Genomic DNA, 25,924 nt, shown 5'->3' on the forward strand with positions numbered 1-25,924 from the left:
CGCTGGCTCAGGACAGGGCGCGGCCGAGAGCGTCGCGGAAGCGGTCGATGTCGGACTCGGTGCGCGTTTCTGTGGCGCACACCAGCAGGCTGCCGTCGAGTTCGGGGTAGGAGCGACCGAGGTTGAAACCGGCAAGAATGTTCTCGGCAGCCAGCGCCTTGAGGATATCCTCGGTCGGCCGAGGTAGGCGCAGCAGTTGCTCGTGGAACACCGGGCGGTCGAAGACGGGCTCGATACCCGGGATTTCGCACAGTCGCGCGATCAGGGCGCGCGTGTTGGCATGGCAGGCAGCCGCAACGCGCTCAAGCCCCTCGGCACCAAGCAACGACAAATGAATGGTTGCCGCCGTGACCAGCAGGCCCTGATTGGTGCAGATGTTGGAGGTCGCCTTGGAGCGGCGAATGTGTTGCTCGCGCGCTTGCAAGGTCAGGGTGTAGCCGGGGTTGCCGTCGAGGTCGAGCGTCTTGCCGGCGATGCGCCCAGGCAGTTGCCGCACCAGCGCCTGGGTACAGCAAAGAAAACCGAGATAGGGACCGCCGGAGGCGAGTGGCATGCCGAGTGGCTGGCCTTCGCCGCAGGCGATATCGGCACCGCCGGATTTTTCGCTCTGGGTGCCCCATTCGCCGGGTGGGCTGAGCAGCGCCAGGGCGACGGGATTGACCAGGCCAATGACCAGGGCGTTGTGCTGGTGCGCCCAGTCAGTCAGGCTGTCGACCTCCTCGAGCACGCCGAAGACGTTTGGCTGCGGAATGACCAGGGCCGCGAAGGGCTTGCCGGCAGCGGCCTGTTCCAGGGCGCTGATCGTGGTATGACCACCGGTTGGATCATAAGGGACCTCGACCAGCTCAATGCCCTGGTGGCGCACAATGCTGCGCACCGTCTGGCGATAGAAGGGATGCACGCTCGCCGGCATGAGCACGCGCTTGTCCTTCACCTTGCGGTTGGCGCGCACTGCCATCAGTGCCGCCTCGGCCAGCGCGGAGGCGCCGTCGTAGAGCGAGGCGTTGGAGGCATCCAGGCCGGTCAGGGCGGTCATCATGGACTGGAATTCGTACAGCACCTGCAGGGTGCCCTGACTGGCCTCGGCCTGATAAGGGGTGTAGGCGCTGTAGAACTCACCCCGGGTGGCAAGCTGCCACACGGCGGCTGGGATGTGATGCTCATAGGCGCCAGCGCCCAAGAAGCACAGCGGCTCGCCATCGGCGCGCGCGCGTTCCTGCATCAAGCGGGCAACGGCCATTTCCGGCTCGGGCCTCATCAGCGACTGGGCCAGGCCGGAAATGTCCCCGGCGCGCAATTCGGGCGGGATTTCGTCAAACAGCTCTTCGATGCTTGCGGCGCCAATGGTGGCCAGCATTTCCGAGGTGTCTTCAGGGGTGTGGGGAATAAAGGGCATGTGATGGTTTCACGTCATTGGCCCCGGCCTGCAAGCTGCCGGCCAGAGAGGGGGCGGATGTAAGACTGCGGCAACGCCAAAGGGCCGGCTAGCAAGGCGCGGCAGGCGCTGCGCGCGTCAGTCCTCGGCAATTAGCTCGCCGTAGGCGTCGGCGTCGAGCAAGTCATCAATTTCAGTGGGATCGGCAATCTTGAGGCGGAATATCCAACCTTCGCCATGGGCATCGCCATTGATCAGCTCCGGGGTTTCGCTGAGCAGTTCGTTGACTTCCACCACCTCGCCACTGATTGGGCTGTAGATATCAGAGGCGGCCTTGACGGATTCAACCACGGCGCACGCCTGTTTGGCGCTCAGTTCGTCGCCAACACTGGGCGTCTCGACGAACACCAGGTCGCCCAACGCCTCTTGCGCATGTTCGCTGATGCCGACGGTTGCAGTGCCGTCGCCGTTGTCCATTAGCCACTCGTGGCTGTCGCTGTAAACTCGATCTGAGGGTACCTGGCTCATGGGGATTCTCCGGGCTGTAAAGCGGGGGTGAATGAGACCCTTTCGGGGTGGGGCGGGGCATGAGGGAAGAGTGTCGGCCTAAGGCTCATGGACCCGGGCACCCCGGAGGATGAAGCAGTCGTTTCAGGTCAAAGTGGGATCTTAATCTCACCATGGCGCACGAAGGGCGGTTTGACCAGACGGGCGGCGAGTCGCTTGCCGCGGATCTCGACCTGGCAATTGCCCGCGATCTCGGTCTTGACCCGCGCCAAGCCGATGGAGCGCTCTAGCGTGGGCGAGAAACCGCCGGAGGTGATCACGCCGGCGGTCTGGTCGTTGTCAATGATTAGCTGGCCATGTCGCAGCACGCCGCGCTCAAGCAGCAGCAGTCCGACAAAGCGCTCGGCTGGCGGTTCTTGGCGTTGCTTCTCCAGTGCCGCGCGACCGATAAAATCCCTCTCGGTCGGCTCCCAGGCGATGGTCCAGCCTAGGCCGCTGACCAGCGGCGAGACCTCGGGGTCCATGTCCTGTCCCGAGAGGTTCATGCCGGCTTCAAGCCGAAGTGTATCGCGCGCGCCCAGCCCGCAGGGGCGCACGCCGGCATCCAGCAGCCGCTGCCAAAGGTCTGTTACCTGCGCATTGGGCAGGATGATCTCGAAGCCATCCTCGCCGGTATAGCCGGTGCGAGCGACAAAGAATTGGTCGTGCTCGCAGGCGTTGAAGGGTTTAAGCTGTTCGAGCACTGCTTTCATATCCGCCGGCAGCAGGGGAATGGCCTTCGCGCGCGCTTCCGGACCCTGCACCGCGAGCATGGCCAGATCGTCGCGACGGGCGATGACCGGCGCGAAGGGGGCGGCTTGGGCGTTGATCCAGTCAATGTCGCTGTCGGTGGTGGCGGCGTTCAGGACCAGACGGTAGCTGTCGGTGCTGGTTCGGTAGAGGATCAGATCGTCGATCACTCCGCCGGTGGTATTCAGCATGCAGCTATAAAGCGCTTTGCCGGGGTTTTTTATTCGGGTGATGTCGTTGGCCAGCAGGTAGCGCAGAAAATCGCTCGCGCGCGGGCCTGAGATGTCGAGGGCACGCATGTGGGAGACATCGAAGACCCCGGCGCTGCGGCGCACGCTGTGATGTTCCTCGATCTGGGAGCCGTAGTGCAGGGGCATGTCCCAGCCGCCAAAGGGCACCATGCGGGCACCGGCGGCTTGGTGCGCGGCAAAGAGGGGGGTGCGATGAGCCATAGATAAAGTCTCTGGTTCGGGTCTCTGGGGCAAGGTTCTTGGGGGCGTGAAGGGGCGCGTGTCTCATGGCAAACCATGACTCCTATGCGTGACACCCAGATGGCATGGGTCGCGCGGGCGACTTTTTGACCTGGGGTGACAGCATATGGAGCTTGTCGCCGATTGTTGCACCGCCCCTCTGTCCTGAACCTGAGAGTTTGCCCTAGCCTGTTACGCGCAGATGATAGCGCGCGACATCTTGCTGGGCTGCCCCTTCGGTGGGTTGGTCCGCATCCGGCTCGAGCCCCTAAAAAAACCGGCAAAATCCCGGTAGGGGCAAGAGTTGGCGGACAAACCACTCTCCAGAGTCGGAGCTGTATTTCGCGGTCCTTGGTGCCTGAGCGATTCCGGGCGGAGTTGCGCCTTCGGCGTCGGCCATGGGCCGATCTCTCCCGCGACAGCTTTCCGAGTGCTAACTATAACCGTGCTCGCACCGCCTTGCCAAGACGGGGGTTGTGGTTTTCTAGAAAGAGACCGTCGGTTTCACTTATGATTGATCCATCAAAATGACTGACAGACCGAAACTTTATTGAGATTCTGGCCCAAGACCTAAGACTGTTTGCGACTGGTATAGCAGACCCTCTACCAGCAGAGATGCCGACGAGCCTGTCGGATGGGACGGGGTCAGCAGAGTTTGATTCAAGGTGCGGCTGACCCGGATGCCTCGGAACGGGTATTCTTGGCGACTGATTAACACTGACTACTCCCGCCAAGCAGTTTGGCGTTAACAAACGGAGATTGCATGCAGCTCGACCGACAGCTTCTTGTTCTGAAACAACTGGTGCTCAACACCCTTGATGACATGAAAGCGCGCGATGTTCAGGTGATGGATGTTCGCGACAAGACTTCGGTGACGGATCTGATGATCCTGGCCTCCGGGACCTCTGATCGGCATGTGAAGGCGATTGCCGAGACCGTGGCGTACAAGGCCAAGGAGGCCGGTGAAACACCGCTGGGAACCGAAGGCGTGACCGAAGGCGAGTGGGCGCTGGTGGACTTAAACGGCATTGTGTTGCATGTGATGCTGCCGAAGGTGCGGGATTTCTACAATCTGGAGCGGTTGTGGTCGGCGCCGACTCTGGTTAGCTCTCAGCCCGTGCGGCAACTGGCGGCGGGGTGATGGCGCGCGTTACCCTGATCGCTGCGCTGGCGCGCAATTTTGTCATCGGCCGCGACAATGCGCTGCCTTGGCATTTGCCCGCCGACCTGGCTCACTTTAAGGCGCTAACGCTCGATAAGCCGATTGTGATGGGGCGGCGGACCTTCGAGTCGCTGCCTGGTCTGCTGCCAAGGCGTGAGCACATTGTGGTATCGCGTGAGCGCAATGTTCAGCCTGATGGCGTGATTCTTGTTCACAGTCCGGAAGCTGCCATTGCCGCTTGTGCGGGCGCGGCGGAACTCATGGTGATTGGCGGGGCATCGCTCTATCGCGCACTGATGCCGCAGGCCGCGTGCATGTATCTCACCTGGGTTGAGGCGGATGTCGATGGCGATGTGGACTTTCCGCGCTGGAATCCGGCGCACTGGCGTGAAATCGCCAGCGAGTCGCGCCCGGCGGATGCGCGCAATGCCTATGATTTGCGCTTTGTGACCCTGGAGCGATGCGCCGATGCTTGAGCTCCCTGGTTGCAAGTTGTGCTGGACCTTGGCGTGGCTGATCCCAGGGTGGTTGATCCCAGGGGAAGTGGCGAATCCAGCTGGGCCTTGTAAATAAAGACGGTGCCATGGCTGTCATTCGCCCGGCTCGGCATAACCGGGGCAGTCGATGGCGATGCGCTCGATCGTTTTCTTGCGACGGACCCGAATCGCGGTCAACTCCCCGCCCCAGAGGCAGCCGCTGTCGATGGCCCAGATGTTGTCCTCTGTGTGATAGCCAAGGGTTGACCAGTGCCCGAAGATGATGCGCTCATCACGGCTGCGGCGACCGGGCACCTGGAACCAGGGCAGGGCGCCCTCGGGTTGATTGCCTGGCAGTCCTTTCTCCTTGAGTAGCAGCGTGCCCTCAGCGTCGCAGTAGCGCAGTCGGGTCAGTGCATTGACGATGAAACGCAGGCGATCCATGCCGCGCAAGTCATCACGCCAGCGACTTGGCTCGTTGCCGTAGAGGCCCTGCAAAAATTCCTGATAACCCGTGTCGCGCAACGCGGACTCGACCTCAGTTGCCAGTTCGGCTGCTTGGGTGCAGTCCCACTGCGGTGGCAGCCCGGCGTGGACCAAGGCGACATTCTTCTTTTTTGAGTGGAAAAACAGCGGGCGGTGGCGCAGCCAATGGAGTAATTCGTCGCGGTCGGGCGCTTGAAGTACGGCGTCCAGGGTGCTGTCGCGGGCATGTCGCTGATTGCCTGCTGCCAATGCAAGCAGGTGAAGATCGTGGTTGCCCAGGACGACCACGGCGCACTCGCCGAGCGTTTTGAAAAACCGCAGTACCTCCAGTGACTTGGGGCCGCGGTTGACCAGGTCGCCGAGCGACCACAGACGGTCGTTGGTCGGATCAAAGGCGAGGCGCTCAAGCAGGCGCGCGAACTCGTCGCGGCAGCCCTGGATGTCGCCGATTGCGTAAGTGGCCATGGCTTAATACTGTCTTTGGGTGGGCGGGGTTGGCGGTGCGGGCAGCGACCGCTGATCGATTGTTGTTGAATTTGGCCTTTTCTAAATTTCAGTCTGTTGTAAACTTAGCATACCGAAACCCTTAGATTTGCTGTCTAAGTCCATGTCATACAAGCGTCGAAACAAGATAGACCTCTTTTCGCTCCTGCTGGTTGCCGTGGCCATGGGCCTCTCGCTGACCGTGGCTTATCAGTTTCACCTATTCTACGGCAATGGCGCACTGCCAGTCGCCAGCGAACTGGCCGTTGGACCGGCAAAGGATGGTTAAGCTGCGACCGTCCGGGGCAAGTGCCGCGCCATGAGTATGCTACGCGTTGCGGTCATTGGCGTTGGCTATCTGGGACGATTCCATGCGCTGATCTACTCCAGGCTGGCCGCTGTAGAGCTGGTCGGGGTGGTGGATAGCGACGCCGAACGGGCGGCGGCGGTCGCGGCCGAGGCCGGTACCCGGGTTTGGGCCAGTGCTGAGGCGCTGTTCGATCAAATCGACGCGGTTAGCATTGTGGTGCCAACCAGCGCGCATCTGGCGGTGGCGCGGCCGTTTCTGGCCCGGGGTATTCATGTGCTGCTCGAGAAGCCCATTGCGGTGAATACCGCAGAGGGGGCGGAGCTGGTCGAACTGGCCGAGCAACGCGGTGCGCTGCTGCAAATTGGCCATCTGGAACGCTTCAACGCCGGAGTCATGGCTTTGGCCGGGCGCATCCGAGAGCCGCGCTATCTCGAAGCGCAGCGCCTGGGTGCCTTTGTCGAGCGTGCGACCGATGTCGATGTGGTCACAGATCTGATGATCCACGACATCGATATTATCTTGGCACTGGTCGATAGCGATCTGACGGAAGTTCGGGCGGTCGGCACTCCGGTGTTGACCGAGCATGTGGATATCGCCAGCGCGCGCCTAGAGTTTGCCAATGGCGCCGTGGCAAATGTGGTGGCCAGTCGCGTCTCCGAGAAGAAAATTCGCCGCATCCGGGTGTTTCAACCGCGCAATTATCTGTCGCTGGATTTTGCCGAACAGCGCTTGGATGTGGCAACGCGTGAGGAAGTGGAAGGTCAGACGCGCCCGAGCATTTTGCGCGAGAGTATCGCGCTGGAGGCTGTCAAGCCGCTGGATGCCGAGATCGCAGCCTTTGTCCAGGCGGTGGCGCGCGGGCAGTCGCCGCTGGTTGACGGGCGTGTTGGGCTGAGGGCGCTTGAGGTCGCGCTGCAGGTGCGTGAGCGCATGGCGGCGATGGAGCCGATGACTCTTTCGCATTGAGGCTGCTCGCTCGCGGTCTTGTTTGTACCTAGCTGATATGGAATTTCGGCCCAAAACTGATAACGTTATTTGCAATAGCTTTAGCCGCTGCAACGGTTTTTGCGGTGTTGCTCGACGATGGCGATGGCGCTGGCGATAGCAGCTTCAAAGCTCCCGGGATCAGCCGCGCCGCTCCCGGCCAGATCGAGCGCGGTGCCATGGTCAACCGAGGTGCGGATGATTGGCAGACCGAGCGTGATGTTTACCGCGCGGCCAAATCCCAAGTGTTTGAGCACCGGCAGGCCTTGGTCGTGATAGAGCGCTAGCACGGCGTCTGCCTCCGCTAGGCGCTTGGGTACAAAGACCGTATCGGCCGGCAGCGGGCCTTGCAGTCGGAAGCCGCGGTTCTTGAGTGCTTGTACGGTTGGGCCGATCAGGGTCTGTTCCTCCTGTCCGAGATGTCCGCCTTCGCCGGCATGCGGATTCAGACCACAGACCAGAATGCGCGGCGCGTCCAGGCCGAAGTCCTGTTTGAGCGCGGCATCTAGCGTGATGATGACGCGCTCGAGCAATGCTGCGCTGAGGGCGTCGGGAACCTCCCTTAACGGCAAGTGGGTGGTTGCCAGCGCGACGCGCAGACCGGGGGCAGCGAGCAGCATGACCGGATGGCCGCCGCAGCGCGCGGCGAGGAATTCCGTGTGGCCCGAGAATGCAACGCCGGCCTGGTTGATCACGGCTTTGTGCACGGGTGCCGTGACCATGGCATCGAAGCGTCCATCGCGACAGCCATCGCAGGCCAGTGCCAGGGTGTCGAGCACATGGGCGGCGTTGGCGGGCTCCAGGGTGCCGGGGCGCACTGTTTTGGCCGGAGAAAGGTTCTGAAGTAGCCGCAGTTGCCCGGCTCGCTGGGGCTGTGCTGGTGCCTTGGGATCGAAGGGACGCAACGCAAGCGGCATGCCGAGTGCGGCGGCCCTTTCGCGCAGCAGCGGGCCGTCGCCGATCACCACCAGATCGGCGGGGTGGTCGCGCTGGGCAATGGCAATGCACAGGTCGGGTCCAATACCGGCCGGCTCGCCTTGCGTGATCGCCAGGCGCGGGATGGAAGCGAAGCCTGAGTCAGTTGGCATTGTCCGTGTCGTCAGGCTCCGGCTGCTCAAGGCGAACTTCTACAAAAGCCTCATCGCGCAGCCGGCGCAGCCAGATTTCGGTCGCGTCCTGGGCCTTGCGCGCGCGTATGGCTTCGACGGCCTTCATCCGCAGGAGATCCTCGCGCGTATCCTGCTTGCGGCGCTCGAGCACCTGCACGATATGCCAGCCAAAGGAGCTTTGGAACGGCTGACTGATGTCGTTGGGCGCCAGGCTATTCATGGTCTTTTCGAACTCAGGCACGGTATCGCCGGGGCCGATCCAGCCAAGGTCGCCGCCTTTGAGTGCAGAGCCGGTATCGTCCGAATTTGCCCGCGCCAGGGTCTCGAAGGAGTCGCCACCGACGATGCGCATGCGCAGTTGCGAGAGTCGGCGTTTGGCGTCAGCGTCCGAGACCAACTCGTTGGTGCGAATCAGTATATGGCGGGCATGGGTCTGGGTGATGGGCTCGGGGTCATCGCCCTTGATGTCTGTGACCTTGATCAAATGAAAGCCGCTGGGGCTGCGGATGGGGCCCGATACCTCTCCCTTGTCGAGCTGACGTGCTGGCGCGGCAACCAGAACGGGAACATCGGCCATGGCAAACCAGCCAAGGTCGCCACCATCGGCGGCATTGCGCCCGTCGGAGTTGGCAGCGGCAATGCGAGAAAAGTCCTCTCCTGCGCGGAGCCGTTTGAGCAGGGACTGGGTTTTCTGCTCAGCGGCGCGGATGTCCTCGGGCGAGGCTTCGTCTGGTAGGGCAACAAGAATGTGCTGCAGGCGCACCTCGCGCCGTTCGAGCAGGGAGTCGGATTCGGTTGCGAGAAAACGGTCGATTTCGGGCTCGCTGACGCGGATGTTCCCGGCGACCTCCTGCGCTTGCAGACGTGAGGTCAGAATCTGCATGCGGGTGTCTTCGCGGAAGTCATTGAAGTCAACCCCGCTGGACTCCAGCGTGAGTTGCAACTCGTCAAGCGCCATGCCATTGCGCGCGGCGATGTTCTCCATGGCCTGAGTCAAAGTCGCATCGTCGACTTCGATACCGAGCATCTTTGCGCGCTGAACTTGCAGTCGCTTCAGTATCAGCCGCTCGAGTACCTGCTGTTCGAGTTCCGGGCGGGGAGGGATCGCAGCACCACTCTGCTGAAGCTGAGGCATAAGCAGATCGATTTCGTTCTCGATCTCACTTTGGACGATGACATCTTCATTGACCACAGCGACGATGCCGTCGAGCGGCTGGATGGTTGCGGCAAGCGCCGGTGTTTGAAACAGCCCGATGGCTAGCAGCAGCAGAAACTGTCGCACGAAGGTGGGCGGCAGAATGGGCTGTCCAAGGTTGAAAGTGCCAAATTGGTGCATGTTAGTTCATCTGGTAATCGTAAATTTCGCGCGTCAGGAAGCTATCGATCGAGTTACCGATGCTGCCGAGTCCGGCAAGCTCGAGCTGCACCATGACGGAGTTGGTGCCGGTGGAGTCGGGACTGTTCTTGAAGTGGTGGCCCACCAGACGCAGTCGCCAGCAGCACTGGCCGAATTCGATTCCCGCGAAAGCCTCCATGGTGCGTTGGTGTTGTTCGGAATAGAGCCAGCGGCCGACGAGTTCAGCGCGCCCGTTGTTGATTGGCCAGCGAAAGGATACATCGGTATCTTCATAACTGGTATCCACACTGGTTCCCTCGTCGAATCGGTACGCTAGGTTAATCAGGCGGTCATTGCTTGGATGGCGATACTCCAACTCCAGGCTGCGTTTTTGCCAATTGGTGTTCTCTACTCCAGTTTCCGAATCCCACAGTACGCTGGCACGGGCATGCCAGTGGCTGAACAGTCGTCCGGCGACTTCTCCGGCCAGGGGTGAGCCCGAGCGGGTCTCTTCCGAGCCAGCGATCTGTACCCTGCGGTCCTCAAAAAAGACTATGTGGCCGATGCTGGCACGGAAGAGTTCCTCGCCGCTGTCGTTGCCGATGGTGCGCGAGGTCAGGCCGAGGGTGAGCTGATTGGCGTCGCCAATGCGGTCGCGACCGGTGAAGCGATTCGTGCGAAACAGGTTTGAAAAGCTGAAATTCAACTCGGAGCTGTCAAAAACCGGTGTTTCGTTCTGGTCCTCATAGGGTGTGTAGAGATAGAACAATCGTGGTTCGAGCGTTTGGATGGCGCCAGTGCCGAGCCAGTCGATGGCGCGATCGAACACTAAACGTCCGTCAAGATCGAAGGTGGGGATGATGTGGGAGGGGTCATCCGGCAAACCAGCGTCTTGGTCCACGAGTTGGTATTGGCTGAGCTGGACGCCGAGACTTGGGATCAGATGACCGTAACTGCGTCGCAGCGGCCAGCTGACGCGTGGGGAGAGGGTGAAGCGCTGGCCATGAACCAGATGCTCGTGGTCGAAGTAGTCATATTCAGCCTGAACACCCGCCTGAAGTCCGGGGCCAAAGTTAAACTGGTTGGTGGTCAGCAGAATCTGCGGCAGGCGATCATAGGGACGATTCTCGGGTGCGACATCCTGATCGACGGTCTGATAAGCCTGCATGCTGCCGATCAGGTTCCAGCCGTTGCCGAAGTAGGTCAGATCCCCGCGCTGGATCAGGTACCTGGTACTGGTGACATTTAGGCTATTGCCAAAGTCTTCCAGATATTGGTCATCTGAAACTAGGTTATAGTCGATGTAAGTTCCCCAGCGCTCCCGGAAGCGTCCGTTCTGTTCGATGTGCAGGGCACCGCGGGGGCCTGAACTTTGCTCGTAGGCTCTGTCGTGGGGAATGATCTCGCCGCTGATCGTGCCCTGGTCGCGGCGGGTCAAGTAGCGAAATTCGCCTCCCAGCATGGGGCCGCGCTTGCTCAGGAAGCGGGGATACAGGGTGGCGTCCATGTTCGGTGCCAAGTTCAGGTAATACGGCAGGGTGATGTCGATACCGGATTGATCCGAATTGCCAATAATGGGCACGAGGAGTCCGCTTTTGCGCCTGTTATCGATTGGGAAACTCAACCAAGGGCTGTAGAGTACCGGGATGTTGCGGATGCGCAACTGCGCGTGGCGCGCTGTTCCGCGTCCGCTCGCTTGGTCCAAGTCGAGTTCGCGTGCATGGAGTGACCAGCTTTTGTTGCCTGGTTTGCAGGAAGTGAGGTAACGGATATTTTTTAGGTGCATCAGCTCCCGGGATGCGATTTCGATCCGCTCCGCCTGGCCACGCATGTTGGTCTCGCCGCTGAAACGATAACTGGCATCGGAAACCTGGCCCTGGTCGTTGTCGAGATTCACCTGGACTTCCTCGCCGATGAGGCGGATCCCCGGATAGGCCAGGTAGGTTTTGCCGGGGGCGGTCACTTGCCCGGTATTGTGATCAAGGCTCAGTGTCTCGGTGTCGATTGCCTGCGCACCGCGCTGTAAATGGACGCCGCCCGACAACTCGGTTACCCGCGTGTCTCGATGATGGATCAGGCCGCCCGCATCGACATCGATGGGTGTCAGCGGGTCGATGGGCGGTGGCTGCCGATATGGGCCAAGCCGCACTGGCCTAGGGCCGCAGTAGTCCCAGTCGAGCCCATCATAGAGGCGCGCTGTGGTGGCTGGGACATAGAGCAGGTTCGCTTGCCGCTGTTCCGCTGCGGACTCGGTGGGGGAGAGTCCAGTCGCGTCCGTGGTCGGGGTGGCGACAGTGGTCGGCGTTTGGGATGAATCGGCCATCGCGCCCAATGCCAGTAAAAGCAGCCAGGCGGCAGCTGCGGTGGCGAACCAGCGTGCGCGTGCCGACGGGCGCGAAGCCACGCGCGGGCCTAGTGAAGTTGATGCTGGCTGCGTCTGCAACAGTCTAGTTCCTGTGTGAGAGTCGAGCCCTTTGGCCTTGGGGCAGTGGCGCATCGGCCTCGCGCAAGGGCGCAAAAATCGCATACTTGGGAGTTTGCTTCAAATCGGCGTGCGCTTTGACGGTTGGAGCAAGGCGCCAGTTCCGGTATCTTAACCTCTTGGTTGCCGCTTCCGTTTCATTCATTCGACCTGACCGAGTTTTTCGTTGCCATGCCTGATATCGCCCCAACCCGCGCCGCTTATCCCGTCACCCGCATGCGCCGCATGCGCCGCGATGATTTCTCTCGCCGCATGATGCGTGAGACCCACCTGTTGCCGGATGACTTTATTTATCCGGTCTTTGTGCTGGAGGGGCAGGGCGAGCGTGAGCCAGTGCCCTCAATGCCGGGCGTCGAGCGCCTGAGCATCGATCTGCTGGTGGAGGAGGCGCGCACCATTGCCGCGCTGGGTATTCCGGCCATGGCGCTCTTCCCGGTCACCCCAATGGAGGCCAAGTCGCTCGATGCGCGCGAGGCTTTCAACGCGGACGGTTTGGCGCAACGGGCGGTAAAGGCGCTCAAGGATGCCGTGCCTGAGCTTGGCATTGTGACGGATGTGGCGCTTGACCCCTTCACGACTCACGGTCAGGACGGGCTGATCGATGACAGCGGCTATGTGATGAACGACGAAACCGTGGAGGTGCTGGTCAAACAGGCCGTTTCCCATGCCGAGGCCGGTGCCGACATCGTTGCCCCGTCTGACATGATGGACGGGCGCATCGGCGAGGTGCGCACAGCCCTGGAGGCGGCGGGACACATCCACACACGCATTCTGGCCTACTCTGCCAAATATGCGTCAAGTTTCTACGGTCCCTTCCGCGATGCCGTCGGGTCTTCAGCCAACCTTGGTGGTGGCGACAAGTACAGCTACCAGATGGATCCAGCCAATTCCGACGAGGCCCTGCATGAGGTCGCGCTGGACCTGGCCGAGGGTGCGGATATGGTAATGATCAAACCCGGTATGCCTTATCTGGACATCGTGCGGCGGATCAAAGATGGCTTTGGCGCGCCGACTTTCGTCTACCAGGTCAGTGGTGAGTACGCCATGCTCAAGGCGGCCAGCCAAAACGGCTGGCTCAACGAACAGGCCGTGGTGCTCGAGGCACTCACTAGCATCAAGCGCGCCGGGGCCGATGGCATTCTGACTTACTATGCCAAGCAGGCCGCACGCTGGCTGAACGGCTGAAAGGAAGCGTGTCCGCGAGACAGCGCATTCTTGGAGACTGCCAGCGTTGGGAGCCATTGTTGGGAAAGTGTTGCAAGAAGGCATTGGCAGATAATGAACAATCCGAGAAGCGCACACTGGCCAGGGATATGAGGCGGAGACTGGACCATGACTGATCGTTACGCCGTGATTGGAAATCCAATCGCGCACAGCAAGTCCCCCGCTATTCACGCGGCTTTCGCGCATCAGACCGAGCAAGACATGGACTATGACCGGATTCTTGGCAATCCGGACGATTTCGCCGGCGATGTGCGGGCCTTTGTCGCGGCGGGTGGACGTGGTCTGAATGTCACAGTCCCTTTCAAGGAACTTGCCTGGGAACTCCTTGATGATCTCAGCGAACGCGCGCGCGTGGCCCGCGCAGTCAATACCCTGGCGGTCTCCGACGGCGGCCTGCTGCATGGAGACAATACCGACGGCATCGGCCTGATCCGCGATCTTGCTGAAAACCAGGGTTTCTCCTTCGCAGGACGCTCGGTGCTTCTTGTGGGTGCGGGCGGTGCCGCGCGCGGCGTGCTCTTGCCGCTGCTCGAGACCGGCGTGGCGGCACTGACCATTGCCAATCGCACCGTCGAGAAAGCCTTAGCCCTGGCCGAAGCCATGCGCGCTGCGGGTCCTGTCAGCGGCTGTGGTCTGGATCAACTTTGGGACCAGCGATTTGATTTGATCATTAATGCTACTTCCAGTGGTTTACACGGATCAGGCATTCACCTGCCATCCCATTGTCTCGCTGAGCGTGGCTGGGTTTACGATATGTACTATTCCGATACGCTAACGCCTTTCTGCCGCTGGGGCCAGGAGCAGGGCGCGAGGCGTGTCATTGATGGTCTCGGCATGCTGGTCGAACAGGCAGCGGAGTCCTTCCTGCTCTGGCGCGGCCTGCGACCGGATACCGCGCCGGTGATTAACGCGCTACGGGAGGGGCAGCTATGAAGGAGGGTCAGCTATGAAAGAGTCCATGTCGCCAAGACTGGCTGTTTTGGGTTTTGGGCTGCTGGGTTCCGAGATCGCGGTGCGACTGAGATCGCAGGGGTTTCGGGTGGCCGGTTGGAATCGCACACTATCCAAAGCCCAGGCACTGACCGGGCAAGGGATTGACGCTGCGGACAGCCCGGCAGCCGCCATCGCCGATGCTGAGGTGATTCTGTTGTTGCTCAGCGATGCCGAGGCGATTGAAGCGACCCTGTTCAGCAGCAATCCAGCGCCAGATTTCTCAACGAAAATTCTGGTCCAGATGGGCACCATCGCCCCGGACGAAAGCCGTCGGCTCGCTCGTCGCGTTGCCGACCAAGGCGGCGCGTATCTCGAGGCGCCAGTGCTTGGAAGCCTGCCCGAAGCCCGCGCTGGCAATCTGATTCTCATGGCTGGTGGCGATGCGGCGCTGTTTGAACGCTGCAACCCGGTGTTTCAGGCGCTGTCGCAGCAGCCCCAGCGAATTGGCGAGCTGGGCCAAGCGGCGGGGATGAAGCTCGCGATGAATCAACTCATTGCTGGTCTGACAGCCACATTCAGCCTAAGCCTCGGGTTGGTCAGACAAGAGGGCAACGATGTCGACCAGTTCATGTCCCTGCTGCGCGGGAGCGCGCTCTATGCGCCTACTTTCGATAAGAAGCTCAGCAACTATCTCAGTCAGGACTATGCCCAGGCCAATTTCCCACTCAGACATCTGCTGAAAGACATCGCGTTATTCCATCGTGTGGTTGAGTCGTCCGGTATGGATACAGCGGCCTTGACCGCGCTTGAGTCTGCTTGCAAGCGTGGACTGGCAGCCGGCCTTGGAGATGCCGATTATTCAGCCCTGTACAGCACCCTTGTCGAGGCGAACGATCAACCTAGCGGATGATGAACGCCCCCTAGCGGCAGTTGCATTCCCCTAAACCGAAATAGGTCACCCCATCGGTCTGGAAGGTCTTGATCTTGCCTTCCATGAAGGTATCAGAGCCGGCTTTGAATCGAAGCGTCGCGCCATTGCCAACGATGAGCCCGATCAATTCCATCGGGCGGCCGAGGCACTCCGTATCAGATTGGCCGTCGCACAGGGATACACGGGTTGAAAAATGGGCATCAAGTATCTCGCCCTTGGGGCGGCCTGAATGCGGCTTATCCGGGTTGATTTTCAGTCTGACACTGTTCAATCCGGTCTGAGCATTGGCCCATTGGCATCGGGAGATAGCGCCATTGCCTGTGACCGCCTCTCCCTGAATGCAGGGCGAGGTCGAAGCTTCCGGATCCGGTGCCCCGCCCATCGCGAAAGCAAGCGCGGTGGACAGGCCAAAAAACAGCGCAGCCCGCGCCGATCCACCTGCAATCTGCCGGATGATGCTGTCGCGATTCAGCGCGGCGGTAGCGGTCATCTTGTGCCTGCCTGAGAGCGACAGCAATGACCAAGCTGATATTGCCTGAGCCTGTTCTGCGATTGCGCCGGCCGGGTTCTTTGTTCTGTTCATGCTAAGGCTAGCCTCCTCAATACCCTGCCCGCGTTGCTGAGCGTCGCCAGGCAGGCGTATGAGGGTCATTGATGTCTGATCTCAGAGAGTTGACGCATAAACATAGCAGAAATCTGGGAGGAAGCGAGAAAAACTTGCCAGACTTTGGGTCTGGTACCTCAACTCTTATCTTGGCTCGATGTGTTGAGCAGCGAGTCGCTGTGCCAGCGAAGTCTGCTGCTGGCCTTCGATCTTCCCGATCTATACCCGAAAGAAATGTGACCGGCTTCCATCATCGGCCTGAGTTCGCTGACAATTCGCTGACAAGGACGTACAGCCTTTTGTAAGCCTGGCATCGCTATTGTGCTCCCCAAGGTTGCGGCCATCGCGACCGCCCTATCGCGACCCAACCAGAATAAGGACGAGAACCATGAGCACGACAACTCTTGCAATCCTGATCGGCACTTTCATCCTGGGCCAGGTGGCGGTCTTTGGGCTTTTGGGCCTTCATCGACAGCGCGCCAGATACCTTGCGCTGGATCAGCAAGATAGCGGGTTTCAGGCGGCAGAGGCGAGGACAGGGCGACATCCCTCTGGCGGACACCCATTGGTAACACCATGAAATTCTCGATCCTTAGCAAAGAAGTCCTGCCGTTATTGGTGATGTTCGGCTCGCTGCTCGTCGCGACCGCCATCACCGATGCCTTGCTGCACCTTTTTGGGCTGATGTGGATCGGCCGCTATCTGGGCATTCCCGGAACCATCCTGATCCTGCTGTCCTTCTTCTATTCGATGCGCAAGCGCAAGCTGATTGAATTTGGCAAGCCGAAGGGGCTGTTGCGCCTGCATGAGGTGCTGACCTGGCTCGGAGCACTGATGATCATGGTACACGCAGGCATCCACGTCTACGCGATCCTGCCCTGGCTGGCGCTACTGGCGATGCTCATCACGCTCGCGAGCGGCATGACGGGCAGGTACCTGTTGGATCGCTCGCGGCGTCAACTGAAGTCGCAACGCGACGCTTACGAAGAGCGCGGCCTGACGGGTAAGGCCGTCGACAAGGAGGTTTTCTGGGATTCGGTCACCGTGGATCTGATGAAGCAATGGCGCGCTGTCCACTTCCCAATCACGCTCGCCTTCGGGGTTCTCGGGCTCACGCATATTCTTAGCATCTTCTTGTATTGGCAATGGAAATGAACAAAAAGCTGATCTTCACCATTGTTGCCGCAAATCTCGCGCTCCTGGTGCTGCTCGCCTTCCTCTATCCGCAAGCGATGATCCAGCCCGGCAAGCTGATCGACGCGCACGCGGATCTTGAGACAGACTGTTTTGCCTGCCATACCCCCTTCCTCGGCAGCCAACCAGACAAGTGCATTGAATGTCACAAACCTGCGGAGATCGGTCTGGTCACCACTAAAGGCTTGGCGATCGGCAACGAACACAAACTCACCCCCTTTCATCAAGACCTGATCGAGCAGGACTGCGTCGCCTGCCATAGCGACCACAAGGGTGTGCACTCCTTCCGACCCATCGGCCAGTTCTCCCATGATCTGTTGCAGGTCAATCTGCGCGATACGTGCAGCGGATGCCACAATAACCCCGAAGACAGCCTGCATCGCGGGATCGCCGACAACTGCGGACAGTGTCACTCGCAGCAGGCCTGGACACCCGCCACCATCGACCACGACCGCTTCTTCGTGCTCGACCGGGACCATCAGGCCAGCTGCCAGACCTGTCATCTGAACAACGACGTCAGTCGCTACACCTGTTACGGTTGCCATGAGCATTCACGCTCTAACATCCGTGAGGAGCATGTCGAGGAAGGCATCTATGATTATGAGAACTGCGTCGAGTGCCACCGCAGCGCCGACGAAGACGACATCCATTGGGAAGAAACTGATCGCCATGAGCGTCGACGCCGATACCTCGACGCCCCGCAGGGAACATGGGACCAAGATTTCGGCCAAGAGCGCCGTGGCAGGCATGGCGACGATGACGAGGATGACGATGACGATGACGATGACGATGACGAGGATGATCATGACGACTGAACCGCATTCATCGCGCAAGATTTGCACAATTCATTCACGTTCTTTGCAATGTTTTGGATCATAATCGAATCGTAGAGCGTTCAAGGCCATCCCCCCAAAGCATCTACGAAGCATCGACCAATCAACGGAGAACCCTGATGGAACATAAGACTCGAACCCTCGTCCTTAGCGTCGCCATGATCGTCGCCGGCGGCGCGCCGCTCGCGCTCGCCCAACCTCCCGGCCCCATGCCCTTCACCGTCTTCGATCAGGACAGCGACGGCATCGTGACCGAGCAAGAATTCAACAGCATCCGCGCTGAGCGCATGGCCGCTCGTGCCGCCGCGGGAGCCCCAATGAACGGAGCAGCCAATGCGCCGACCTTTGCCGACTTCGACAGCAATGGCGATGGTCAATTGATGCCCGACGAATTCGCCGCTGGCCAGCAGGCGCGCATGCAAGGCCGTCCGGGGATGGGGCCTGGAATGGGAGCGGGGATGGGATCAGGTCAGGGGATGGGCATGGGGAGAAATATGCCAACCTTCACCGAGTTTGATCTGAATGCGGACGGCAGCCTCAGCGAACAGGAATTCTACGAAGCGCGGGCCAATCGCATCGCGGAGCGCTCGAAACAAGGCTACCAGATGCGCAATCTGGCCAACGCACCCGCCTTTGGTGAGGTGGATCTCAACAACGATGGTCTGGTCGATCCGCAAGAATTCGCCACGGCGCAGGCCCATCACCGGCAGCAAATGCAACCGCCGTCAGGTCAGCCGGCGCCGGCCAATCCCAATCCGCCGCGCCCGAATCAATAAATTGGAATTCACCACCAAGGCGCGCATTGAACGCAATAAATGCAGCAGAGGTAACCTCTCACCCTATAGCCGTTGCGCCCGAGACGCTAAAGAATTGGGGGCTCCCCGTCCAACCCGAGCTTGAGCTCGATCAGCGCCGTGAAGCCACATGGTAAGGATTCACGGCGTCCCCCTGTCCGCAGCCCGGTCCGAAACAAGCTGAAAATCCTTCTCTGCTTGGTATAGGTCGTCGGAGCGGCAGCCTTGCGCATACCTATAAGCAGGATTGATTTGTTGGATAGAAATTTGCAGTCGATACGCTTACTACAAGTCATGTTGGCGCATGGTGAAGGCGGTGCGGAGACTTTCTTTGAAAAGTTGACAATGGCCTTTCAGGCCCACGGCCTCAATCAGCGTGTCCTTATATGCCGCAATGCCAATCGCCGGCGCCGGCTCGAGGCAGCCGGCTGCGATGTGGTTGAAATCCCGGCTCAGGGGGTGCAGAAATTTCTGGCGCGCCGCAGGGTGTCGCGCGAAGCCGAGCGCTTTAATCCCAATATACAATTGGCCTGGATGAGTCGCGCTGCAGGGGCGCTGAGCCGGTTGGATGGCTGCACGAATCTGGCTCGTTTAGGAGGGTATTATAAGCTTAAGTATTTTCAGCGCTGCGACCATTTAATTGGAAACACACCGGGGGTTTTAGAGTATTTGGAGGGAGCAGGGTGACCGCGCGATCTCGCGCCGGCAGAGCGGACAGCCGCCATCGAAGAGCACGCGTAATGGCTGGCTGGAAGCGTCAAAGGCGGTGTCCTGGTTGGGCATCGTTGAAAATTCTCGTCTGGCTTGAGGTTCTCGGGAGTTTGGGCCAGAGGGGCTGCCGTCCAAGGGTGCTCGGTGCCGGCGCACATCCGAATCAACCGGGCCGGGTGAGGCGATGAGCGGTCGCTCAGCCTGCTTTACGCTGCAACTGGGGCGGCGCGTGGTCGCCGTGCGACCAGGTCGATCAGCGCCGCCCGGCCGACATGACCGGTGCCTTCCTGCAGTTCGCACTCGTACTCCTCAAGCCGCATAATCTCAAGCCCGGCGAAGGCTTCGTGTAGGAGTTCGGGCGTGTAGAGCAGCTCGGCACAAGGCGGGCCGCCACTGCGATAAGCAAGCTGTGCCGGGGTGAAGCCATGCAGTAGGAGCAGGCCACCCGGAGCGAGGGTGCGCTGCATGCCGGCGAAGATCGCGGCTCTGAGCGCAGGCTCGGCAAATATAGGGAATCAATATCCGCAGTGGCCGGAACCATGAGCGTTAGGAACACAATGGCATGAGCACTCAGCAACTTGCAGGCACAAGCCGTTTGGAGCGGGGCGAGCAACCCGACCCACACTGGGGCGAACCCCATCCGCTGCATGACCCTTGGATACTCGCCAATTTCCAAGCACGCCCGACAGATGTGCTGATCACCACGGCGCCTAAGGCCGGCACCACCTGGATGCAGCAGATTCTGCATCAACTGTGCACCGGTGGCGATGAGGCGTTCAAGGACATCGACGGTATGGTTCCCTGGCTGGAACGCCAGCGCCCGCCCCAGACATGGCGGCAGGTGTTGGAGGCGCTTGAAACGCGTGCCGCCCCGCGCTTGTTCAAGACCCATTGCACCTGGGAGCAGACCCCGGGCCGGGACATCGCACGTCTGATTCTGACAGTGCGCGATCCGTGCGACTGCTGCATCAGCTTTTACCACCATTTGATGGACATGACTGACAGCGCGCTCGCCTGTCACGGGCTGGAGCGGCCAGCGAGCCTGGATGCTCACGTCGATGCCTGGCTGGGGTTCGGCGCGTGGTTTCGCAACCTGGCAAGCTGGTGGCCGCAGCGCGAGCGCGACAACCTGCTGATGCTGCCCTACAGCGATCTCAAGGCCGACTTGCCCGCCGCGATCACCCGCATCGCCGACTTTCTTGGCTGGCCATTAACGCCGCAGACGCGCGAGCGGGCCGCACATCTTTCCTCCTTCGCCTGGATGAAGGCGAACAGCCAGCGCTTTGCCGGGCGCAACGCGGACGGCAGCCCAATGTTTCGCCCTGGCGGCTTTATCCGCAAAGGCGAGACCGGCGATCACAAAACCCAACTGACGCCCGATCAGGAGGCGCGCATTCTCCGCCGTTGCCGGCAGGAGCTGCCCGTCGAGTGCCTGGCCTATTTGGGCCTCAATTGAGCTTTCCAAGCCGTCATTGCGGATCAGCGACAGCGGAATCGATCATCACCCCGAACATCTCGGCAAAGTCCTCGACCACAGCGACGCGATTGATCACGATGAACATCGACTAAGCTCCTGTTGGCTGGTGAACGCCCGGGTAGGGTGGTTCCGTGGCGATCCGCGTATCGACCAGTGCCTTGCCCAAGGTGAATTGATACAAAACCTGAAAGCCTCGATCGCGCAGTCCGAGAAGTTCGTGCAGGGCGTCGTCGAAGAAACACCCAATCCCCGTGCCCTGCCGATCATATGCCTCGGCGCCGAGGTACAGCGTCTGACCGATGAGTCCGGCTTCCACCATCAGTCGGCGATAACCCCGGGAGTCTGTCGCCAGTCCCTGTTCAAAGTCACCCAGCATGGCCACGCAGAAGGCACTGTCCGCTGCGATGTCCTGGTGGCAGGCGCATCGGGCGGCCAGCTGACGGGTATCAGCGTGCAATAAACACATCAGCGGCAGATGCTCAGGAGCATCCGTGACGGCTTCCCAGAGGAAGTTGTCGCTCATGGCGCTCCGCAGGCGTGGGGCGGCCGCAAGATCGCGGGGCAGGGCGTACAACCCGCTCGCCAGCCCCTCGACCCGATGCACGAACAGGATGAGATGCACCTGGGCCGGCGCAGGGCGACCACTCCAGGGTGGTACAGATGGGCGAGGCACGCAGTGATCGAGGATGGAGAAGAAGTCCTCGCGCGACAGCGGCGTCACGCCATCGAAGGCCTGGGCACTGCGGCGGCGCTGGATGATCGTGACAGCCGAGTCCGCACAACGGAATGGAAGCGGCGCCGGTTGCGCGTTGGCAACACCATCCCCTGGCCGCGTCGACACTTGCTCTGTCGCACGGATGGCTTCATCGATCAGTGGCCAGTGGTGGCTGTGGTGGGCCGAGAGCCGGTTGGCCTTGCCCGACCACGGGCGCTCTGCCAAGGCCGCAGACAGCCCTGACGGACAGCCTGCCAGACAGCCGATTGGGATCGACGCCGAGCGTTCCGTGGGTGTGACCAGGCAGAGCAATTCAGGATATTCCGGCTCCTCGGGAATGAACTCGTCCGCGCGGTCCAGGCCAAGCAGACAGGCCACATCCTGATCGGTCCATTGCTCCAGCACCCGGACCTGCCAGCCGCATAAACGGGCCGCGTAGCGCAGGGCTGCAAGCGCGTGCCCCAGGTCCAACAGACAATAGCGCCACGCCCGTTCGCCATATTTCCATGCCTCGCGCCAGGGAATCGAGGACAATCCGAGTAGCAAGCTCCCGGCCGGCGTGTCATTGCAGAGGGTCTGCGACATCTCCGTGGAATCGCTGCGCCGTTGCTCCAGGCGATGGTCTTGGGGGCGATAGTGATAGAGACCGGCGGGAATCCCGGGGATGTCAGGCATTACCAGGTAGGCTTCGGTCGGATGCAGGTTGCCGCTTGATGGATTGCAGCGCAGGGCCCAGCGCGATGGGCCGTAGCGTTTCCAGGCGGAGATAGCCAGCGAGCAGGACAGAAAGATCCCAAGGGCATCAATGCTCAGCGGCATGGCCGCTGGGTTTACCCCGCCCGCGAGTGCGGCGAAGGGTATTGCGGGGGCCTGGTCGGCGAGTGGCAATGCGATTTGCGGACAGTCACCGTAATCGCGAAAAGCCTCAGGCTGGGTGGCCCAATCCAGCCCCCCGGGGCCGGCTGCGAAACCGTGCAAGTGATGTTTGGTACGCTCGTGGTATTCCGCTGCATGCATGGTGTCAGCCGCCATGCACATTACCACGGCCGTTGCTTAAACCCTTTTGGGAACCGATCTCGATCCAATACGGCTCGGCCCCGCAAGAGCCGCAACCGTCCCAGACAGCGACGCTCTCATGCATGCTTTGCGCACTCGGACGTGGGACAGGTGTCACCTTTGGCGGCTCGGCCCCTGAGTTGTTCTCATGGTCGACCAAGGTCGGATCTGGGGAGGCAGAGCGCTTCATGTGGGGCATTGATCTTGTTCGACGACGCGACTTGCTAAGGCTCGGTCGGGCAGCGCCTCTGACCGAGCAGCATGCACAAGCCAAGGGTTGAGACGCCGACCGCGAGGAATACCCAGCCTAATCCGGAGGCGGCCAGCAGCTTGAATAGGACCCCAAATGCAATCAGCGCCAGCGATAGCACCAAAACAGGTCCGCCACAACAGCGGCGAGAAAAAAGCGTGTTTGCGGGTGTCATCGTACAATCCTCCACGTCTGAATCGGCTTGCGAAGTGCATCGCATTGTCGAAGCGTCTTGTGACTCTCGACGTGCGGCATCGGCTAGAAGCTTTCAAGTTCATTGAGAACAGCGTTCGACAGGAATGGTGACCCTGCGTCGGGGCCAAGGATGAGGAAAGCTACCCGGCGGTGCTTACAAACCTCAGCGGTCATCGGGTCATCAACGCCGGGGTCTCCGGTGAGGAGAGCGATGCCGGCCTGGAACGCCTGCCGGCATTGCTCAGCACCTGGCAGCCGGATCTTGTCATCCTGGGCCATGGCGGCAATGATTTTCTGCGCCAACGCGACACCGCCAAGACCGAGGCCAAATCTTGCGGACATGATCATCCTGGCGCGCGAGCAAGGCAGTGCGGTCGTCCTGCTGGGCATCCCGCTCCCGGGTTTGTTTTTGCGGGCGCATCCGCTCGATGTTCTTGCCCGCAGGTGAGGGGATGGGCGAAAAATGCGCTTCAACCGGCAGGTGCACTTGTTGAGTGACGACTTCTTCCAATGTCGGTGTCGGCTTAAAGCTAACCAGCCAGACATCAAACAGAGTCCCGTCCCAATGCGAACGCGCCAGAGGTATCGAATGCCTTGGCAAGGGTCGATGAATAATTCAGTCACCCTATCAATAACCCATGACTGCTGGCATGCGATCGCTCAGCCGGCGTCGATTACCAGGACAAGGTCTTCACCTTGGGGTCAAACAGTAGTTCCGTCACGAGGTCCGGGTTGCCCATCTGGACCCCCTCGAAGAAGTCGGCTTGCGTCAGCCCGGCGGCTTTCGAGCATGCCATGCAGGCAATGACTATCCCGCCATCAGCCATAAAGGCATGCAGCATGTCCTGAATCGAGCGACCTTCCTCTTTCATCAGGCCATGGACGTGGGATGCACGCTTCTTGTCGGCCAGGTAAATGGCGCGAACATTTAGCCAGATCGCCACTGGCTTGTAGCCGCGCTTGAGTACCTTCTCGTGGGCAAACAGAATAGCCTTGGCCGCAGCCCAGGTATCATCGGTGGTCAGGTTGACGAATAATCCGCCTTCGACGTCCTCAGCACTTGCAACAGGTGTTGCACCAAGGATTGTTAAGGTGACAAGGATCGAAAACAACAGCTTTTTCATCATCATCTTTCTCTTCTCAGGCGTTTTGGACTTCAGGTGCCAGCACAATGATTGCTAACATAGCTCCAAGTGGGGCTGTTGGATGCAAAAATCTCAGCGAATCGCTTGTCTGTGAGTGACGTTCAGCAAGGAAAGCCGAGTCAGCTGTGTGTGCGGGGGGCTTGATCTGTCCAATGGCTGATATCAAGCGTGCGGCATTCATCACGGTCGTTCCCCAATGAGCCCTTGCGACTTGCATGGCCGAGGCTTCCTGGTCACCCGACCTGTCCATCAGGCTGATGGCCTGTGTCGCCTCATCGACGCTGCTGGCGGTCGTGCCCGGCGCTTTCCGGCCTTGGTGATCGAGGCGAGGCATCATCAAAGCGCCCGTGCGCTGTTGGCCGAGGACTGGGACTTGGTCTATTTCGTCAGTCCCAATGCGGTCACCTTCGCGCATGCGCTCGCCGATGCGCGTCAGCCCTGGCTGCACGCCGGATGCATCGCGGCGGTCGGCGGCGGCACGGCGCGAGCGCTCCAAGCGTTCGGGCGACCCGCCGATCTGGTGCCGAGCGGGCGGTTCGAGAGCGAGGAGGTGCTGGCGCTACCAGCGCTTGCCCGCATGGACGGGCAGCGGGTCTTGATCGTGCGGGGGGAGGGCGGTCGTGGCCTGATGGCCGAGACGCTGCGACAGCGTGGTGCGCGCGTGAGCATCGCCGAGGTGTATCGTCGCGGCTGTCCCGAGGTCAATCCGCAGCCGCTGCTGGCGCGGTGGTCCGAAGAGATCCATTGTGTCACCGTGACCAGCGAGCAGATCCTGCGCAACCTTCTCGCCATCCTTGGCACAGCCGGGCGTGAGCGGCTGATCAATACTCCCTTGGTTGTCATCGCCGAGCGCACCGCCGAAACCGCTCGCGCGCTGGGATTTCGGGATGTCGTGCTCGCCGAGCGCGCATCGGACGAGGCGATTCTCGCCGCCCTGTGTCGCTGCGGTGATACCGCACGCGGTTCGCTCTGAATGAGACCTGAGCCAATCCGGGTGAGGGTCACGGCTGATGAAATACCGCCTCCATGTCCGCCTCGGCCACCGGCAGGGTCAGCACCGCATGCAGCGGAAACCGCTCAGCGAGCAGTGGGACATAACCGGCGTCCTCCTTGGTCACCAGCACAACCACCCGTGCCGCAGGTCTGGAAGTCGCGCTACATCAATGAAGAACATCCCGACTTCCCGGCGCAGCTTGCCTTTGATGAACAAATCGACGCCCTTGGGCTGTTCGATCTGTCCGGCTACGGACCAACGGCCGAGGTGGTCGATGAGACACTCGCCCGGCACCGCTGGGAAGTGCAGGGCCTAAACCTGCGACGCAGCCAAACCCCGCCAGCACTGGATGATCCCTGCGGACGCTTCCTGCGATTTCGCGACCTGATCCTATGCGGCGAGACGCAAGCGGCCACCGGTCTTGCCAATCTGCCCAAAGAGCCGCAGAGCTGGAACGCCTTGCTGGAGCTGACCGAGCAAGTGCTTGATCCGGTCATCGACTGGTTCGGTATGATTCGCCTGACCTATGGCTTCTGTTCACCCGAGCTGGCGAAACAGATCCCCGGCCGCATTGATCCAAAACGCGACCAGCATGCCGCGCATGAACGCAACCGCCTCGGCAACCCCATCTGCCCGCGCCTAGGCGCGGCGGTGGATTTCATCATCGAGGATGAAGACATGCGTGAGGTGGCGCAATGGATCGTGACCGAGACGCCCTTCGACCGGCTGTACTTCTATGGCAAGGACAAACCGCTGCATGTCAGCCATGGCCCTGAGCACAGCCGTCAGATCGTATTGATGCAGCCCGGCCCAAGCGGGCGACTGGTGCCGAAGGTCGTTAGTTCAGAAGCCTTTGTTCAGTCGACATAGTGCGAGCTGTGGCACGCATGGGCACTGTT

At 60.7% G+C, this 25,924-nt stretch carries 26 protein-coding genes and 2 riboswitches; of the genes, 15 read left to right on the forward strand and 11 right to left on the reverse strand.

The features are described from left to right. Positions 1-7 precede the first annotated feature (7 nt). The 3 genes from gcvPA to gcvT all read right to left on the reverse strand — a co-directional run bounded on the left by gcvPA (position 8) and on the right by gcvT (position 3,123). Positions 8-1,396, reverse strand: coding sequence for an aminomethyl-transferring glycine dehydrogenase subunit GcvPA (gene gcvPA, locus Thiofri_RS10080; RefSeq protein ID WP_009151272.1), 1,389 nt, complete (start codon positions 1,394-1,396; stop codon positions 8-10). A gap of 117 nt (positions 1,397-1,513) precedes the next feature. Further along, positions 1,514-1,903 carry a glycine cleavage system protein GcvH gene (gene gcvH, locus Thiofri_RS10085; protein ID WP_009151273.1) on the reverse strand — a complete coding sequence of 130 codons (390 nt, stop codon included), beginning with the start codon at positions 1,901-1,903 and terminating at the stop codon, positions 1,514-1,516. 128 nt (positions 1,904-2,031) lie between these two features. After that, entirely contained in the window at positions 2,032-3,123 is a 1,092-nt protein-coding gene (gene gcvT / locus Thiofri_RS10090; protein ID WP_009151274.1) for a glycine cleavage system aminomethyltransferase GcvT, read from the reverse strand. A 168-nt stretch (positions 3,124-3,291) separates the two neighbouring features. Then, positions 3,292-3,475: riboswitch (glycine riboswitch) on the reverse strand. A 1-nt stretch (position 3,476) separates the two neighbouring features. After that, positions 3,477-3,567, reverse strand: a riboswitch (glycine riboswitch). Positions 3,568-3,904: 337 nt separating this feature from the next. Here gcvT and rsfS point away from each other — a divergent pair. Next, entirely contained in the window at positions 3,905-4,282 is a 378-nt protein-coding gene (rsfS, locus tag Thiofri_RS10095) for a ribosome silencing factor (RefSeq protein WP_009151275.1), read from the forward strand. After that, entirely contained in the window at positions 4,282-4,779 is a 498-nt protein-coding gene (locus Thiofri_RS10100; RefSeq protein WP_009151276.1) for a dihydrofolate reductase, read from the forward strand. Before rsfS ends, Thiofri_RS10100 begins: the two co-directional genes overlap by 1 nt. A 114-nt stretch (positions 4,780-4,893) precedes the next feature. Here Thiofri_RS10100 and Thiofri_RS10105 read toward each other — a convergent pair whose 3' ends face one another. Then, positions 4,894-5,730, reverse strand: a complete 837-nt coding sequence (locus Thiofri_RS10105; protein ID WP_009151277.1) for a symmetrical bis(5'-nucleosyl)-tetraphosphatase — start codon at positions 5,728-5,730, stop codon at positions 4,894-4,896. 142 nt (positions 5,731-5,872) lie between these two features. On the opposite strand from Thiofri_RS10105, the gene Thiofri_RS10110 reads away from it, so the two are divergent. Then, positions 5,873-6,037, forward strand: coding sequence for a hypothetical protein (locus tag Thiofri_RS10110; RefSeq protein ID WP_009151278.1), 165 nt, complete (start codon positions 5,873-5,875; stop codon positions 6,035-6,037). A gap of 30 nt (positions 6,038-6,067) precedes the next feature. After that, positions 6,068-7,024: a Gfo/Idh/MocA family protein gene (locus tag Thiofri_RS10115; protein WP_009151279.1), complete on the forward strand. Its 957-nt coding sequence runs from the start codon at positions 6,068-6,070 to the stop codon at positions 7,022-7,024. 80 nt (positions 7,025-7,104) lie between these two features. Here Thiofri_RS10115 and pdxA read toward each other — a convergent pair whose 3' ends face one another. Genes pdxA through Thiofri_RS10130 form a run of 3 tightly spaced genes read right to left on the reverse strand, consistent with a single transcriptional unit; the run spans position 7,105 to position 11,810 of the window. Further along, positions 7,105-8,130, reverse strand: coding sequence for a 4-hydroxythreonine-4-phosphate dehydrogenase PdxA (pdxA, locus tag Thiofri_RS10120; protein WP_009151280.1), 1,026 nt, complete (start codon positions 8,128-8,130; stop codon positions 7,105-7,107). Next, the gene (locus tag Thiofri_RS10125) at positions 8,120-9,487 is read right to left on the reverse strand and encodes a peptidylprolyl isomerase (RefSeq protein ID WP_009151281.1); all 1,368 of its coding nucleotides are present in this window, start codon (positions 9,485-9,487) and stop codon (positions 8,120-8,122) included. Before Thiofri_RS10125 ends, pdxA begins: the two co-directional genes overlap by 11 nt. A gap of 1 nt (position 9,488) precedes the next feature. Next, positions 9,489-11,810 carry an LPS-assembly protein LptD gene (locus Thiofri_RS10130; protein ID WP_009151282.1) on the reverse strand — a complete coding sequence of 774 codons (2,322 nt, stop codon included), beginning with the start codon at positions 11,808-11,810 and terminating at the stop codon, positions 9,489-9,491. A 330-nt stretch (positions 11,811-12,140) separates the two neighbouring features. Between Thiofri_RS10130 and hemB the strand changes: the two genes are divergently transcribed. The 3 genes from hemB (at position 12,141) to Thiofri_RS10145 (ending at position 15,036) form a co-directional block, all read left to right on the forward strand. Beyond that, positions 12,141-13,154, forward strand: a complete 1,014-nt coding sequence (gene hemB, locus Thiofri_RS10135) for a porphobilinogen synthase (RefSeq protein WP_009151283.1) — start codon at positions 12,141-12,143, stop codon at positions 13,152-13,154. Between the two features lie 147 nt (positions 13,155-13,301). Beyond that, complete coding sequence (aroE, locus tag Thiofri_RS10140) at positions 13,302-14,126, forward strand: shikimate dehydrogenase (protein WP_009151284.1); 825 nt, start codon at positions 13,302-13,304, stop codon at positions 14,124-14,126. A 13-nt stretch (positions 14,127-14,139) separates the two neighbouring features. Then, positions 14,140-15,036, forward strand: coding sequence for an NAD(P)-dependent oxidoreductase (locus Thiofri_RS10145; RefSeq protein ID WP_009151285.1), 897 nt, complete (start codon positions 14,140-14,142; stop codon positions 15,034-15,036). 10 nt (positions 15,037-15,046) lie between these two features. On the opposite strand, the gene Thiofri_RS10150 is transcribed toward Thiofri_RS10145, so the two are convergent. Continuing rightward, complete coding sequence (locus Thiofri_RS10150) at positions 15,047-15,640, reverse strand: hypothetical protein (RefSeq protein ID WP_143742044.1); 594 nt, start codon at positions 15,638-15,640, stop codon at positions 15,047-15,049. Between the two features lie 597 nt (positions 15,641-16,237). Between Thiofri_RS10150 and Thiofri_RS10155 the strand changes: the two genes are divergently transcribed. The 4 genes from Thiofri_RS10155 (at position 16,238) to Thiofri_RS10170 (ending at position 19,169) form a co-directional block, all read left to right on the forward strand. Then, positions 16,238-16,816, forward strand: coding sequence for a hypothetical protein (locus tag Thiofri_RS10155; protein WP_009151287.1), 579 nt, complete (start codon positions 16,238-16,240; stop codon positions 16,814-16,816). After that, on the forward strand, positions 16,813-17,670 hold the full coding sequence (locus Thiofri_RS10160) for a cytochrome c3 family protein (RefSeq protein WP_051023989.1): 858 nt from the start codon (positions 16,813-16,815) through the stop codon (positions 17,668-17,670). The genes Thiofri_RS10155 and Thiofri_RS10160 overlap by 4 nt, the downstream gene beginning before the upstream one ends. A 137-nt stretch (positions 17,671-17,807) precedes the next feature. Then, the gene (locus tag Thiofri_RS10165) at positions 17,808-18,464 is read left to right on the forward strand and encodes an EF-hand domain-containing protein (RefSeq protein WP_009151289.1); all 657 of its coding nucleotides are present in this window, start codon (positions 17,808-17,810) and stop codon (positions 18,462-18,464) included. A gap of 273 nt (positions 18,465-18,737) precedes the next feature. Next, on the forward strand, positions 18,738-19,169 hold the full coding sequence (locus tag Thiofri_RS10170; RefSeq protein WP_143742045.1) for a glycosyltransferase family protein: 432 nt from the start codon (positions 18,738-18,740) through the stop codon (positions 19,167-19,169). A 230-nt stretch (positions 19,170-19,399) separates the two neighbouring features. Here the strand turns inward: Thiofri_RS10170 and Thiofri_RS10175 are convergent, their stop codons facing one another. Further along, a complete protein-coding gene (locus Thiofri_RS10175) occupies positions 19,400-19,660 on the reverse strand; it encodes a hypothetical protein (protein WP_223296839.1) in 261 nt (86 codons plus the stop codon). Between the two features lie 95 nt (positions 19,661-19,755). Between Thiofri_RS10175 and Thiofri_RS10180 the strand changes: the two genes are divergently transcribed. Then, on the forward strand, positions 19,756-20,649 hold the full coding sequence (locus tag Thiofri_RS10180) for a sulfotransferase domain-containing protein (RefSeq protein WP_009151291.1): 894 nt from the start codon (positions 19,756-19,758) through the stop codon (positions 20,647-20,649). A gap of 109 nt (positions 20,650-20,758) precedes the next feature. Here Thiofri_RS10180 and Thiofri_RS10185 read toward each other — a convergent pair whose 3' ends face one another. Beyond that, the gene (locus Thiofri_RS10185) at positions 20,759-22,417 is read right to left on the reverse strand and encodes a SagB/ThcOx family dehydrogenase (RefSeq protein WP_040858428.1); all 1,659 of its coding nucleotides are present in this window, start codon (positions 22,415-22,417) and stop codon (positions 20,759-20,761) included. 619 nt (positions 22,418-23,036) lie between these two features. Between Thiofri_RS10185 and Thiofri_RS10190 the strand changes: the two genes are divergently transcribed. Beyond that, a complete protein-coding gene (locus tag Thiofri_RS10190) occupies positions 23,037-23,384 on the forward strand; it encodes a GDSL-type esterase/lipase family protein (RefSeq protein ID WP_223296840.1) in 348 nt (115 codons plus the stop codon). Between the two features lie 176 nt (positions 23,385-23,560). Here the strand turns inward: Thiofri_RS10190 and Thiofri_RS10195 are convergent, their stop codons facing one another. Continuing rightward, positions 23,561-24,016, reverse strand: a complete 456-nt coding sequence (locus Thiofri_RS10195) for a hypothetical protein (protein ID WP_009151296.1) — start codon at positions 24,014-24,016, stop codon at positions 23,561-23,563. Between the two features lie 211 nt (positions 24,017-24,227). Between Thiofri_RS10195 and Thiofri_RS10200 the strand changes: the two genes are divergently transcribed. Together Thiofri_RS10200 and Thiofri_RS10205 are read left to right on the forward strand one after the other, a co-directional pair. Next, complete coding sequence (locus Thiofri_RS10200; protein ID WP_009151297.1) at positions 24,228-25,004, forward strand: uroporphyrinogen-III synthase; 777 nt, start codon at positions 24,228-24,230, stop codon at positions 25,002-25,004. 159 nt (positions 25,005-25,163) lie between these two features. Then, positions 25,164-25,895 (forward strand): peptidase M15, encoded by a 732-nt coding sequence (locus Thiofri_RS10205; RefSeq protein WP_009151298.1) that lies wholly within the window; start codon positions 25,164-25,166, stop codon positions 25,893-25,895. The last annotated feature ends 29 nt before the right edge of the window (positions 25,896-25,924 follow it).

It is taken from the genome of Thiorhodovibrio frisius (assembly GCF_033954835.1).
GTDB lineage: Bacteria > Pseudomonadota > Gammaproteobacteria > Chromatiales > Chromatiaceae > Thiorhodovibrio > Thiorhodovibrio frisius.